The sequence below is a fragment of the Shewanella sp. Isolate11 genome, from assembly GCF_022398315.1.
Lineage (GTDB): Bacteria > Pseudomonadota > Gammaproteobacteria > Enterobacterales > Shewanellaceae > Shewanella.
Genome location: NZ_JAKEVF010000003.1, coordinates 209,311 through 223,233 on the forward strand (window position 1 = coordinate 209,311; position 13,923 = coordinate 223,233).

A 13,923-nucleotide genomic window follows, 5' to 3' on the forward strand; every position below is an offset into this window, starting at 1 on the left:
ATTACATAGGCAACTTATTTCATCAATACAAGGCTTCTGACATCGTTTTACTCTGCTCAGACCTAAATTCACTTACACCAAATAAAAAATTAAACAACGTGAAAACTCAAACTTCATTTGCGCTGCCAGCAAAAAGCCTTATCATGGCTAGCAAGGACGCTATATTTCAAGGATCAAGATGATCAAACTCTCTCGATGGGCCTATCTAGGTTCAATGCTATTGTTACTTATCAGCCAACACCCCGTTCAAGCCGAGCAAACTGAAATGTCCAGCATCAAACTGGCGGCTGAAAATAACTGGGCTCCTTTCGCCGACCATGATGGTCAAGGTCTATCTCACACTTTAATTAATGAAGCCTTTGCCCGTGAAGGAATCAATGTCGATAGCATAGTGGTCTCATATGCCAGAGGCGTAGTGATGGCACAACAAGGCGCCGTCGATGGCGTGTTTAATTTACACAAAGAACAGGCGAACCAAGACAAATTCATCTTTGGTAATGAGCCACTATTTAGTGCCAGCGCCTATTTTTATCAGAACAATAGCCATCCACTTAATGTCAACTCCAAATGGGATATCCCCAAAAACAGTATCGTTGGCATCATCCGCGGCTATGATTATGGTGATGAACTCAAATCCCTCACTCAGCTTAAATTTATCGAGGTCGACAATCATCATCAATTAATTAATCTATTGTTATTAAATAGAATTGATACTGCTATCATGTATGAAAAAGTCGCCAATCAATATTTAACGACTATGGGCGTCACCCATGTGATCAACAAAAGCGTGCATAACCATACCGGTGATCTTTATCTCGCCTTCTCTCAATCTCGCCCCCACTCAAAGTTGTTTGCAGAAAAACTTGATCAAGGTATAAGAGCCCTCAAAAGTGACGGCCGTTACCAGCAGATAATGAGTTCCTTAGCCATAGAAAAACAACAATACACAACTTATTAGGACGTGATTATCTTTGCTGTTTAATTTTCGTTCTAAATAAAAGCATTTTAATCGCGGCATGAGCTGTGACGACTGGTTATCTAACCTGAACTCGGGAACAGCTGCGAAACCAAACTTAAAAGATCAACTCGCCCTAGTCAGCTTGCTATTGGAATATGATACGCTACTGACCTAAATCGATTTAATAACACCAAAGAGTTATGAGCACTAACACGCCAAATCAGTTCAGCCAGACGTTCCATTTTCCGGTGCAGATCTATTATGAAGACACTGACTTTTCAGGTGTTGTCTATCATCCCAACTTTTTAAAATATTTCGAACGAGCACGAGAGCATGTAATTGGTGCTGACAAGCTGGCGCAGCTATGGCAGCAACAAGGGCTTGGATTCGCTGTGTATCGTAGCGATATGTTGTGTCATGACGGGATCGAGTTTGCCGAGATAGTAGATGTTCGGACTAAGTTTTATTTTGAGAGTAAATATCGCACCGTATGGCAGCAAGAGATTTGGCGACCTAATGGTATTAAGCCTGCCGTCACAGCGACAATTGAGATGGTATGCATGAATAAGCAGCGCCAACTATCGCCAATGTCTGCAGAGCTTATCGCCCAACTGAGTCAACATATCTAACCTCATCGATATTGGCTAAGTCAGTAAATGCAAGCTTGGCCTAATTGAAACCTCAACATACTCTAGCTCATGTTAAGCTAATGAAGAGACTCGATTAAGTTTATCCCAGTGCATCTCTAGTTCTGCGGCTGTCATGGGTTTGGCAAAAATATCACCTTGGATTTTATCGGCGCCCATCTTCTGCAACATGTTAAAAGTCGATTGATTTTCAACACCTTCAATAGTTACGCAAAAACCTAGGCCTTTAGCCAATTCAATGGCGCTGCTAAGAATATGTTGGCCGCGGGGATCTTTATCGATATTGATTAGAAATGCCCTGTCGATTTTAACTTCATCCACCGGAAGGTGTTTAAGGTAAGCGAGTGAAGAGTGCCCAGTACCAAAATCATCGATTGCGACGTTGATCCCAGCACGTTTTAACTGATTTAACACCGCAACGGTACGCTTCATATCTGTCATCAACTGACTTTCGGTCACTTCGATAGCTAACAGTTCAGGACTGAGTCGGTGGCGCTTTAATTGGCCTAATATCGATTCGCACAAGTGCTTGCTGCTTAAGTCTTCAATGGCCAGATTAATCGCCACCTGCATCATAATGCCATCGTCCTGCCAGCGACGTTGTTGGGCAGCGACCTGTTCAATCACCCACTGACTGAGCATGCTGATCATCCCCGCGCATTCCAACAGCGGAATAAACTCTCCTGGCGATACAGAGCCTAGGAGATCGCTATCCCAGCGAATTAATGCCTCAGCATGAGTACAATCGCCTGTTTTCACATTAAATTTAGGCTGATAAACCATATAGAGTTCATTTTTCTTCAGCGCCTTAGGGAAGCAACTTATAATGGTTAACTGTCGGTGCTGGCTAACGTCATCACCCGCTTGATAACTGGCAATCAAATTGGGATCGGCTTTAGCCCGGATCATGGCTAAATCTAATCGTCTCAGCATCTGACTGACATCACTATGATGTAACGCCAAATCTAAATAACCTAACTGGATCTGCAGGTTGATGGTGGTTTCTTTAATGCGGATAGGTTGCTGCAGTATATGTTGTAATACGTTTAACTGGGTTTCATCCAATGGCTCATGGAAAAAGATCAGAAACTCATCTTCATTCATGCGAGCCAAAATGTCTCTCTCGCCTAACTGTTTGGTCAATCGCTCTGTCATGCTCAGCAATAATTCATCGCCAAAAGAGAAACCAAACAGGTCATTGACATAGCGAAAACGGTAGATATCGATTAGTACAAACATGCCATGGGTGACCGGCATTCGGCGAGTGAGCTTCGCCTTTAAGCCAAGACGATTAATCAAACCGGTTAGTTTATCGCGACCCGATGGCGGTGGCAGTTGTTCGAGCAATTTTTGTAACTGTAGATAAAGAGGAACATAACGAAAAGGCACTTTGTTGATAGATAAAGGCTTACGCACTTTATTCTGACCCCTTAGCTGCGCAATTAAACGCTGTAAAAACCGTAGGTCAGCTTGTCTATGCCGGTACACATAAATAGTACCAGCGATGCCAATGGCGATGATGTAAGCAAAAATCCAACTTAGTTCAGTGACGCTCACATTGTGCCTTAAAAATTAAGGAGAAAGTGAAACTCCATTATTAGCAGAGTTCTCTTACGCTAACAACTATTGGTAACTTTCTTTAATTGAATGATAGTTCTCAAGAAACTCTTCAGAACTTAAGTATTCAGGCGTTACAGGGAGTCCACGCTCTGCAAACGCCGTTAAGCGAGCTTCAAGCTCATTACCCGAACGCAGCTCACCGGTATAAAATGCCGCCGAACGCACAAAGTCCAGATAAGTCACATGATCAGGTAAATAAGGTAAATCGGCCCACCGTTCGACCACTTCCATCACTTCTGGAGAGAAATCCCAACTCTTCAATACGGCACGGCCAATCGGGCCCTGCATCTTACGCACTAAGGCTCTAAGCTGCTCAATACTGGTAAACATATCGGGGTGAGCTTCAGCCTCAGTTAATACCGGTAAAGCACCGATGTTGTGAACCAGACCTGCAAGGGTCAAGGTATCGTAATTTAAACCACTCCCCGGATGACTTTGGTTATATTTCTGCAGTAACGCACAGGCAGCAGAAGTCACTTCAATCGAGGCATTCCACACTTCATCCATCACTTCCCACACCATCTCATTGGTCGAAATGAACAGCTGTTCCATAGCAACAGAGGTGGCAATCGATTTAATCTGTGTCAGACCGATACGCGTAACGGCGCTGTTGACGTTATCGGCCTTAATCCCGCGACTGTATAAGGCACTATTGGCCACTTTGATCATTCGCGCCGAAATCGCTGCATCCTGACCAATAATTTCGGCCACTTGTTTTGGACTGGAGTCAGGGCGTGAAACAACCTCCTGAACGCGCATAGCCACTTCTGGCAAAGTTGGTAATACTAAGGCATCAGCCTTCAACTTCTTTAATAATCCTACCAGCAGTTGATGCTCGTTAGACATTTGCACTCCTTAACAAAACACGCCAATGATAATCAGCCTGAGTATATCAGCTCTTATTAACCCACAAGGGTTAAAGATTCGCCATTTGGTTAAAAATTTGTTTGATTTTGGCTAAACTTTGATTAGTTGTCATTCAAAAATAAACCAATGACAAACAAATTTTATTGCACTGTTTCACACTGACCACAAAATAAACAGTTTCTAATTTGCATATGGCTCCTTGCATTGAGTAAAATGCCCGCCCCAACCTAGTTGATACCTGTTTATTGAGAGAAATTATGTTTAAACCTGAGCTACTGTCTCCCGCTGGGACGCTTAAAAATATGCGTTATGCTTTTGCGTACGGCGCCGATGCTGTCTACGCGGGTCAGCCAAGATATAGCCTGCGTGTAAGAAACAATGATTTCAAGATGGAAAACCTTGCAACAGGTATTCAAGAAGCTCACAGCTTAGGCAAAAAACTCTATGTTGTCAGTAATATTGCACCTCACAACACTAAATTAAAAACCTATATCAAAGATATGCAACCTGTGGTCGATATGCAGCCTGATGCGCTGATCATGTCAGATCCTGGACTTATCATGATGGTTCGTGAGGCATTCCCTGATCAAGTGGTGCATCTGTCGGTACAGGCCAACGCCATCAACTGGGCATCGGTGAAGTTTTGGCAACAACAGGGGATCAAGCGAGTGATCCTGTCTCGCGAGTTATCGCTGGATGAAATTGAAGAGATCCGCCAGCGTTGTCCCGATATCGAGCTAGAAGTGTTTGTTCATGGCGCATTGTGCATGGCTTATTCGGGCCGCTGTCTATTGTCAGGCTACATCAATAAACGCGACCCAAACCAAGGGACTTGCACAAACGCTTGTCGCTGGAAATACGATACCCACGAAGCGGTGCAAACCGAAACGGGTGATATCGTCGCGGTTAACCCTGAAGTACAGATGCACAGTCCAACCTTAGGCGCAGGCGCACCGAGTAACGATGTGGTGTTACTGCAAGAAGCTGGACGTCCAGGCGAATACATGCCCGCTTTCGAAGATGAACATGGTACCTATATCATGAATTCGAAAGATCTTCGTGCCATCCAGCATGTTGAACGTTTAACCAAAATGGGCATCGACTCACTCAAAATTGAAGGCCGCACTAAGTCTTTCTATTACGTGGCACGTACCGCGCAGCTGTATCGCCAAGCCATTGAAGATGCCGCCTCGGGACGCGAATTTAATCCAGCCCTTATGTATCAGCTTGAAGGCTTGGCACACAGAGGTTACACCGAAGGCTTCCTGCGTCGTCATGTACATGATGAATACCAAAACTACGACTATGGTTACTCTATTAGTGATACTCAGCAATTTGTCGGCGAATTAACCGGTAAGCGCAACGAGAAAGGCATGGCTGAAATCGATGTGAAGAATAAGTTCTCTGTCGGTGACAGCGTCGAGTTGATGACACCACAAGGCAATATCAACCTGACTATCGAACATCTAGAAAACCGCAAAGGCCAGAGTGTTGAAGCCGGATTAGGTTCAGGCCATTTTGTCTTTCTGCCGGTTCCGCAAGAGGTTGAGATAGATAAAGCCATCTTAATGCGTAACTTAACCGACGGACAAAATACCCGTAATCCTCACCAGGCCGTATAAGTGAGCATAAGATAATGGCTTTATTGATCGACGACAGCTGCATCAACTGTGACATGTGTGAGCCCGAGTGCCCAAACCAAGCGATCACCATAGGTGAAGAGATCTACGAGATAGATCCAAACCTGTGCACCGAATGTGTCGGCCATTATGACAAGCCCACTTGTGTGTCAGTGTGTCCTATCGACTGTATTGACCCCGATCCTGTTCATCAAGAGTCTGAAGATGAACTGCTGGTAAAATACCACCTGATCACGGGTAAGCCAATCGACTAGAAATCGGATACAGGGGGATTAAAATTGGCTACCCAGTTAAGTTTGGCTAGAAGTTAAGTTTGGCTAGAAGTTAATAATAGTAACGGGAGTCTTAGCCCTACTAAATTCACAGCAAATAAAAAGAGAAGATTATTCGTCTTCTCTTTTTTGTACACACGATTGCGAATTGGATTCTTAGTCAACTCAATGTGGGTGGAAGATTGCTACAAATGGGGATTACTCGCAGCACTGCCTACCGCAGCTTGCGCATATTTACTGGCACACAGATATAATGTCGGTGTCACCAGCAGCACCCAAACCATAAGCTTTAGCATAGTAATTAGTTTTGCCACCATACCTCTGCTGCATCATTGGCTACAATAACAAACTCACTGACTATAAAAATTTTAACGTTTAAAAAGCGCACAGGTATTTACTGTATAAAAAATCAGTATATACTGTTCATTAATACAGTACTTTGTAAAAGGATGTCATCATGCTTTGCCAGCTTAGCATCAATAACTTTGCCATTGTCCGCTTCTTAGAACTCGACTTTAAAACCGGTATGACAAGTATTACCGGAGAGACAGGTGCCGGTAAGTCTATCGCCATCGATGCCCTAGGCCTGTGTTTAGGTAACCGCTCCGATGCCAGCACGGTTAGACCCGGAGCCACTAAAGCCGAAGTTAGTGCTCGCTTCTCATTAATCGATATCCCCAACGCAAAGCGCTGGTTAGAAGATAATGATCTTGAGCTTGATGATGAATGTATTCTGCGCCGAACTATCAGCAGTGATGGCCGTTCACGTGCCTACATTAACGGCAACCCGGTACCGTTAAGCCAAATGCGCGCATTGGGTCAACTCTTGATAGGTATCCACGGCCAACATGCTCATCACGCCATGCTGAAAAGTGAGCATCAACTCACCTTGCTAGACAGCTATGCTAACCATCGCATGTTGTTAGACAGTGTCAGCGCCAGTTATCAACGCTTTAAGTTGATTGAAAAAGAGCTTCAGCAACTTGAGCAATCACAACATGAGCGCATCGCTCGTAAGCAGCTGCTGCAATATCAAGTAGAAGAGCTCGATGAGTTCGACTTAGGTGAAACTGAGTTTGAAGAGATTGAAGCAGAACACAAAAAACTCGCTAATGGCACTGCGCTAGTACAAACCTGTCAACAAACCTTATACCTGCTGCAAGACAGCGAACAAGCTAACGCAGAATCTATACTGAATCAGGCTATCGATCAGGCGCAAGATTTGGAAGGCTACGATCCCGAACTCAATGCTATTGGCACTATGCTCAACGAAGCATTAATTCAAGTACAAGAAAGTGGCAATGAGTTACAGCGTTATCTCGACGGCCTAGAATTAGACCCAGAACATTTTGCCTTTCTGGAACAACGGCTATCTAAAATAATGCAATTAGCGCGCAAACATCATGTGGCCGCTAACCAACTGTATCAACATCATCAAGCCTTAAAATTAGAGCTATCAAGCTTAGATTCAGATGAAGAAAAACTGATCGAGATTGCAGAACAACTAGAGAGCTGCAAACAAGGCTATATCGTTCATGCTAAAAAGCTCAGCCAAAGTCGCAGTCGATACGCTAAAGAGTTAGATAAACAAGTTACCCAGTCGATCCATGAACTGAGTATGCCAAAGGGCAAGTTTGTTATCGATGTTGAATTTAACGAACAAGTTATGACACCTAATGGTTGTGACAGTATCGAATTCCAAGTCACCACCAACCCGGGACAACCGCTACAATCCATAGCCAAAGTCGCCTCAGGCGGTGAGCTATCTCGTATCGGTTTGGGTATTCAAGTCATCACGGCTAAGAAGGTCGCCACTCCAACATTGATCTTCGATGAAGTCGATGTGGGTATTTCCGGACCTACAGCTGCAGTGGTGGGTAAAATGCTGCGCTCATTGGGTGAATCGACCCAAGTCTTATGTGTTACCCATCTGCCACAAGTTGCAGGTAATGGCCACCAACATATGTTTGTTAATAAGCAGAGCAAGGCGGGACAAACAGAAACCTCTATGGTGCCGTTAGATAAAAACCAGCGTATTGAAGAGCTAGCTCGTTTACTTGGTGGCGATACTATCACTAGCAACACCTTAGCTAATGCCCAAGAGTTACTACAGCACTAGCAACTAAATCAACTTAACAGCTAGCGACGTCTTACAATAGAAGCACAGTCTAAGACGCGGATCTGCAATGGTTCGCGTCTTTTTTATCTACTTTACCTGACTCTTTATTATGATAAAGTGATTGATATATAAATACTAATTAGAAAGGAAACCTGATGGCTCACTTTTTTAGAGCACTCAAATGGATTTTAATCAGCCTTATCATGCTACCCATAAGCTTATACTTGCTGCTAGTCATCATAAATCTGTTTGATACCGCGCCTTCAGAGCAAGTGAAAGCCTATCAAGCCCAAATAGATTACAAATTCCAACAAATACAAAATATCGGTGACAATAACGGCTATCTAATTGCATTAGGATTCGATGCGCCCAAAAACGAGTCAGCCACAGGAAAGGGCTTGGCGCTTATTCGCTCTGATATTCGATTTAATTCACCAGCAGAAACAACAAATACGCCGGTAAAACGACCCGATATTCCCTGTCTGAAACGACAGGATTTTATCTCGGCGTGCCAAAGTGAAATGGACAGCAGCCAACTATCAGAATTATTAACTGAACACCGCTGGTTGATTGAACGCTATCTGACCATGCAGAGTAAGCCCGAATGGGAAGATGTTCTATTTACAGATGTTGATAAGCTACATACTGCCTATGCCCTTATTCTGACTGCGCAGAAGCTATATTTGCTAGATATTTATACTCAAGCAAGTGCAGGAGATACTTCCTCAGTTAGCCAAACACTGAATCATGATATGCAGTTTTGGCAAAATGTCGCTGAGCACACCCAGCAACTAATCACCAAAATGATCACCAGTTCAGCCATGCGGGAAAATATGCTGCAGGGGGAGATGATCATCAGCGCAATGAACACGCCTATTGAGTCTCCTGAAACTTGGTTACAACCGCTCCCTGAGTCGATATCTTCTTTTGATCAAGTCAAATTAGGTGAATGGCAATTTGGCAACAAGCTTTTGGAAAAAATGATATCAGTCGAATCATCTGAAATAGACTCTCCGTGGTATGAACAGCTCTTCAGTTGGTTCGCTAAACGTCTTTATCAACCCCAAGATACCAGTAACCGCTTGGCAAATAATTTGCTATCCGAGAGCGCCGATCCACAATGCAGCGCATTCTTATCCAATATTACCTATGTCGTCTACAATCCCATTGGTAAAATATTGGTGTGTACTGGCCCCTCGTTTGATCGATATAAGCAAAAGTTTGAAAAACTAGAGCAGCAACGCCAAGGCTTAGTCACTAGACTGAACCCAATTAATAATATAAATGCTGATGAGACTTCACCCTATAGTAATAAGACTTAAAGCAAACATAAAAAAAACCGACTCGATAAACCGAGTCGGTTTTTATTAAAATCAAAAAGATAATGGTCACCCTAGCCAATAAGCCAACCCTTGCAAGCAAATCAAGGCAAATATTCCAGCCAAGACATCGTCGATCATAATCCCGAAACCGCCATGAACTTTAGCGTCTAGCCACTTAATCGGCCAAGGTTTTAAGATATCAAAAATTCGAAACAGCACGAAGCCTACTAATAACCAAACCCAGCCCGCTGGAGCGGCGATTAAGGTAATAAGTAAACCCGCTACTTCATCCCAAACGATGGCGCCATGGTCGTGTACGCCCATATCCTTAGAGGCTTTATCACAGATATAAAAACCAGCAATAACGCTAAGCAGTGTTAACCCCAAATACCAAGATAATGACAAGTTCATCATCAATAGATACAAGGGAATAGCCGCTAGCGTTCCGAAAGTACCAGGCGCTTTAGCCACTAAGCCAGAACCAAAACCTAAAGCTAAAAAATGAATTGGGTTCTTCAGAGAAAGCTTGCTGACATAGGGATCGTTACACCATAGCTTCATGACTCGAAATGCTCAAAACCAAAATTAACTGGCTCAAATGGCTTGCCATCTTTAAGCAAACGCAGCTTATCACCCGTTGAAATTTGACCTATCTGAGCAAAGGAAACCCCAGCATGAGACAGAGCAACTTCTAAGGCTCCACGCTGAGCTTCAGGAACAGTAAACAGCAGCTCATAATCTTCGCCACCAGTTAACGCATAACCTAAGGCCTGTTCTAAGGTGACAGATTTACTCATCCATTCAGAAATAGGCAATTCATCAACATCGATCACAGCGCCTACACCCGAACGCGAAAGAATATGGCCAATATCAGCCACTAATCCATCGGAGATATCAATAGCGCTTGAAGCGAGATCCCGTAGCGCCTGACCAGCTAATACCCTTGGCGTAGGATAATAATGACGCTCGATAAAATACGCCGTCGCCTCATCAGATAACTCTTGCTTACCACGCAGCACATCTAGACCCAATGCCGAATCCCCTAAGGTGCCGGTAACATAAATCCAGTCGCCATTATGAGCTCCGCTTCGGGTCAATGCTTTGCCGGTAGGCACTTGTCCATTGATGGTAATGGTTATCGACTTAGGTCCGCGAGTCGTATCACCACCAACTAAGGCTAAACCATAATATTCGGCTGTAGCACCTAAGCTATTGCTGAACGCCTCGAGCCAAGCTTCATCAATCTCAGGTAGAGTGATAGCCAATGTCATCCACGCAGGCTCTGCACCCATTGACGCCAAATCTGATAGGTTAACCGCAAGGGCTTTATAGCCTAAAGCCTTAGCGGGAATATCAGGAAAAAAGTGCACATTCTCAACTAAAGTATCACAGCTGATAGCGATGGATTTATTTTCGGCGGGATTCACTAAGGCGCAGTCATCGCCAACACTGAGTTCGACATCACGACGCTGCTGACCACGTTCGGAAAAAAAACGATCTATTACTTTAAACTCTTTCACAGTTGGGCAACCATTATTAAAGTTAAATTTCCCCTACTTCCTTGAGGGGGCGTATACCATTGATTGGCATAAAAAACGGCATCCTAGGACACCGTTTCATCATCACTTACGAGCAACAATCTTATCGAGTATGCCGTTAACGAACTTATGCCCATCCTCGGCACCGAAGGCTTTAGCCAGCTCAATCGCCTCGTTGATAGCAACCTTAAAAGGCACATCTTTACGATACTCAAGCTCGTAGGTCGCAAGACGCAATACGGCCTTTTCGATAGGTGAAACCTCATCGAATGGACGCTCAATATGGGGAGTGATTAACTCATCTATCTGCGCACATTTTGTGGTAGTACCCGATAGCAATTCACGGAAATAGCTAACATCGACTCCATCAATTTTCTGCTCAGTTAAAAACTCATGTTCCACATCGGCAACATTGTTTCCGCTTAGCTGCCATGAATAGATAGCTTGGACCGCTAATCGGCGGGCTTTACGGCGCTCTGAAGGTTTCATTCTCGTTCCTAATCTTACAACTGCTGTTCTAGTTCTTGCAGAACATTAACCATCTCAAGCAAGCCAAGTGCTGCTTCGCCGCCTTTGTTACCTGCTTTGGTACCAGAGCGCTCAATAGCTTGCTCAATGGTATCAGTAGTTAATACACCAAATGAAACAGGTAGGTCGAATTCAAGTGCTACTTGAGCCAGACCTTTGTTACATTCGCCTGCAACAAAATCAAAATGTGGTGTACCACCACGGATCACTGCACCTAATGCAATGATACCATCAAATTTACCACTTGCTGCAACACGACGCGCTGCGAGAGGAAGTTCTACTGCGCCAGGAACACGTACAACTGTGATATTGTCATCTTCAACTTGACCGAAACGCTTTAATGTATCTACCGCACCATCAAGCAGACTCTCAACTACAAAGCTGTTAAAACGTGAAATCACGATAGCAACTTTGGCATTTTTCGATTCGATATTACCTTGAACAACGTTCATTCATCTCACCTAAATTAGCTTTAAAAAACCCGGCACGGGAAAAAGAGGCGCTATGATAGCACAGCCCTCGACGTTGATCCCCATGCAATTTATATCAATTGAGTGAAATCACTCATATAGCAATTATTCTGAAATATATTCAGTCACTTCTAAACCAAAACCCGACAAAGAATGATAACGCTTAGGCGAGCTTAACAGGCGCATCTTGGTCACACCTACATCACTCAAGATCTGTGAACCTATTCCGACTTGACGCGAAGTCCCTTGCCACTGAGCCGATGCTGCAACATCACCATTATCTTCAGCTTCAAAGGCCTTCACCTTGGTCAGCAATTCATCGTTTGACTCTTGGTGACCTAAAATCAACAGCACACCACCTTCATCGGCGATACGTGCCATCGCTTTCTCTAGTGGCCAGCTGCGTTTCTCATCTCGCTCAGAATAAAGCAGATCGTTAAAGGTGTTTTGTAAGTGAACGCGCACCAAACAGTCTGGTTTCACCTCGCCTTTAACTAAGGCGTAGTTAATCTGGTTATCGATGGTGTCACGGTAAGTGATCATCTCGAACTCACCGAAGCGAGTCGGCAATTTACATTTTGCCTCACGTACAACCGTGGTCTCTTTAGTGTTGCGATATTCAATAAGATCGGCAATGGTGCCCATCTTTAAGCCATGCTTTTCAGCGAAGACTTCTAAATCTGGACGACGAGCCATGGTGCCATCGTCATTAAGGATCTCAACGATCACCGCCGAAGGCTCATGACCTGCCAGTCTAGCTAAATCGCATCCAGCCTCGGTGTGCCCGGCACGAATTAATACACCACCTTCTTGCGCCATCAATGGGAAGATATGACCCGGCTGAACAATATCGGCCGGCTTAGCATCTTTCGCCACCGCGGCCTGAACGGTAACCGCACGGTCATGGGCTGAAATACCGGTAGTCACCCCTTCGGCTGCTTCAATAGAAACTGTAAAGTTAGTTGAGAACTGGGCGTTATTATTGGTTACCATCAGAGGTAACTTCAATTGCTGACAACGCTGCTTAGTCAAGGTTTGGCAGATAAGACCTCGGCCATAGGTGGCCATAAAGTTGATGGCTTCTGGCGTCACTAAACTTGCCGCCATGATCAGGTCGCCTTCATTTTCTCTATCTTCGTCATCCATCAAGATGACCATCTTACCTAGACGAATGTCTTCGATAATTGCTTCTATGCTATGTAATGCCATTAGTGACACCTTGAAATTTTTATAGTTTGAATATTTAAGCGGCTATTTACCGCTATTGCCAGTGGCTATCTTAAAAAGCCTGAGCGAGCTAACAGATCCATTGTCACTTCGCTGCTTTTTACCTCAGTATCTTTCGCGGCATAACCGATCAACCGCTCTAGATGTCTTGCAATCAAATCCACTTCGATATTGACACTATCGCCAGCTTTAAGCTGCAACAGTGTGGTTTCGGCGGCGGTATGAGGCACGATCGTGAGACGAAAACGTTCATCTTGTACTTCATTCACCGTTAAGCTAACACCATCGATAGTAATCGAACCTTTGTGAGCTATATAACGTGCCAATGCCTTTGGCGCAGTAAGCCAAAACTCGATAGCCTTGCCACGATTGATGCGTTCATCGACACTGGCAACACCATCAACATGGCCACTGACCATATGACCGCCTAAGCGAGTTGTCGGGGTAACGGCTTTTTCTAAATTGACCGCCTGACCCACTTGATAAGATGCAAATCCAGTGAGCGCCACCGTTTCTGCAGAAATATCGGCTACATAGCCATTAGCCAAGCATTCAACTACGGTCAGACAGACACCGTTAGTGGCAATACTATCCCCCAGTTTTACATCTCTTAAATCAAGCTTACCACTTGCCACTGTCAGACGAATATCGTCACCACGACGTTCAATTTTTGTCAGAGTTCCAACGGACTCAATGATCCCAGTAAACATGACTA

Annotated in this window: 14 protein-coding genes; 6 read left to right on the plus strand and 8 right to left on the minus strand. The window is 44.3% G+C overall.

Translation table 11 applies throughout. The annotated features are described in order from the left end of the window. Positions 1-178 precede the first annotated feature (178 nt). Both L1D21_RS10045 and L1D21_RS10050 read left to right on the plus strand, forming a co-directional pair. The gene (locus L1D21_RS10045) at positions 179-958 is read left to right on the plus strand and encodes a transporter substrate-binding domain-containing protein (protein ID WP_239845110.1); all 780 of its coding nucleotides are present in this window, start codon (positions 179-181) and stop codon (positions 956-958) included. Positions 959-1,158: 200 nt separating this feature from the next. Further along, positions 1,159-1,587: a thioesterase family protein gene (locus tag L1D21_RS10050; protein WP_239845111.1), complete on the plus strand. Its 429-nt coding sequence runs from the start codon at positions 1,159-1,161 to the stop codon at positions 1,585-1,587. Between the two features lie 72 nt (positions 1,588-1,659). Here L1D21_RS10050 and L1D21_RS10055 read toward each other — a convergent pair whose 3' ends face one another. Next, the gene (locus tag L1D21_RS10055; protein WP_239845112.1) at positions 1,660-3,162 is read right to left on the minus strand and encodes a bifunctional diguanylate cyclase/phosphodiesterase; all 1,503 of its coding nucleotides are present in this window, start codon (positions 3,160-3,162) and stop codon (positions 1,660-1,662) included. Between the two features lie 66 nt (positions 3,163-3,228). Continuing rightward, a complete protein-coding gene (locus L1D21_RS10060; protein WP_239845113.1) occupies positions 3,229-4,071 on the minus strand; it encodes an HDOD domain-containing protein in 843 nt (280 codons plus the stop codon). A gap of 278 nt (positions 4,072-4,349) precedes the next feature. On the opposite strand from L1D21_RS10060, the gene yegQ reads away from it, so the two are divergent. The 4 genes from yegQ to L1D21_RS10080 all read left to right on the plus strand — a co-directional run bounded on the left by yegQ (position 4,350) and on the right by L1D21_RS10080 (position 9,445). Beyond that, positions 4,350-5,714, plus strand: coding sequence for a tRNA 5-hydroxyuridine modification protein YegQ (gene yegQ, locus L1D21_RS10065; protein ID WP_239845114.1), 1,365 nt, complete (start codon positions 4,350-4,352; stop codon positions 5,712-5,714). A 14-nt stretch (positions 5,715-5,728) separates the two neighbouring features. Next, positions 5,729-5,986, plus strand: coding sequence for a YfhL family 4Fe-4S dicluster ferredoxin (locus L1D21_RS10070; RefSeq protein WP_239845115.1), 258 nt, complete (start codon positions 5,729-5,731; stop codon positions 5,984-5,986). Positions 5,987-6,461: 475 nt separating this feature from the next. Then, the gene (recN, locus tag L1D21_RS10075) at positions 6,462-8,123 is read left to right on the plus strand and encodes a DNA repair protein RecN (RefSeq protein ID WP_239845116.1); all 1,662 of its coding nucleotides are present in this window, start codon (positions 6,462-6,464) and stop codon (positions 8,121-8,123) included. A 155-nt stretch (positions 8,124-8,278) separates the two neighbouring features. Beyond that, positions 8,279-9,445: a hypothetical protein gene (locus tag L1D21_RS10080; RefSeq protein ID WP_239845117.1), complete on the plus strand. Its 1,167-nt coding sequence runs from the start codon at positions 8,279-8,281 to the stop codon at positions 9,443-9,445. Between the two features lie 66 nt (positions 9,446-9,511). Here L1D21_RS10080 and L1D21_RS10085 read toward each other — a convergent pair whose 3' ends face one another. The 6 genes from L1D21_RS10085 to L1D21_RS10110 form a co-directional block, all read right to left on the minus strand. Beyond that, positions 9,512-10,006: a phosphatidylglycerophosphatase A gene (locus tag L1D21_RS10085; protein ID WP_239845118.1), complete on the minus strand. Its 495-nt coding sequence runs from the start codon at positions 10,004-10,006 to the stop codon at positions 9,512-9,514. Then, entirely contained in the window at positions 10,003-10,965 is a 963-nt protein-coding gene (thiL, locus tag L1D21_RS10090) for a thiamine-phosphate kinase (RefSeq protein WP_239845119.1), read from the minus strand. Before thiL ends, L1D21_RS10085 begins: the two co-directional genes overlap by 4 nt. 102 nt (positions 10,966-11,067) lie before the next feature. Then, the gene (nusB, locus tag L1D21_RS10095; RefSeq protein ID WP_239845120.1) at positions 11,068-11,472 is read right to left on the minus strand and encodes a transcription antitermination factor NusB; all 405 of its coding nucleotides are present in this window, start codon (positions 11,470-11,472) and stop codon (positions 11,068-11,070) included. Between the two features lie 14 nt (positions 11,473-11,486). After that, positions 11,487-11,963 (minus strand): 6,7-dimethyl-8-ribityllumazine synthase, encoded by a 477-nt coding sequence (ribE, locus tag L1D21_RS10100; protein ID WP_239845121.1) that lies wholly within the window; start codon positions 11,961-11,963, stop codon positions 11,487-11,489. Between the two features lie 123 nt (positions 11,964-12,086). Further along, positions 12,087-13,190: a bifunctional 3,4-dihydroxy-2-butanone-4-phosphate synthase/GTP cyclohydrolase II gene (gene ribBA / locus L1D21_RS10105; RefSeq protein ID WP_239845122.1), complete on the minus strand. Its 1,104-nt coding sequence runs from the start codon at positions 13,188-13,190 to the stop codon at positions 12,087-12,089. A 65-nt stretch (positions 13,191-13,255) separates the two neighbouring features. Next, entirely contained in the window at positions 13,256-13,918 is a 663-nt protein-coding gene (locus L1D21_RS10110; protein ID WP_239845123.1) for a riboflavin synthase, read from the minus strand. Positions 13,919-13,923: the final 5 nt, after the last annotated feature.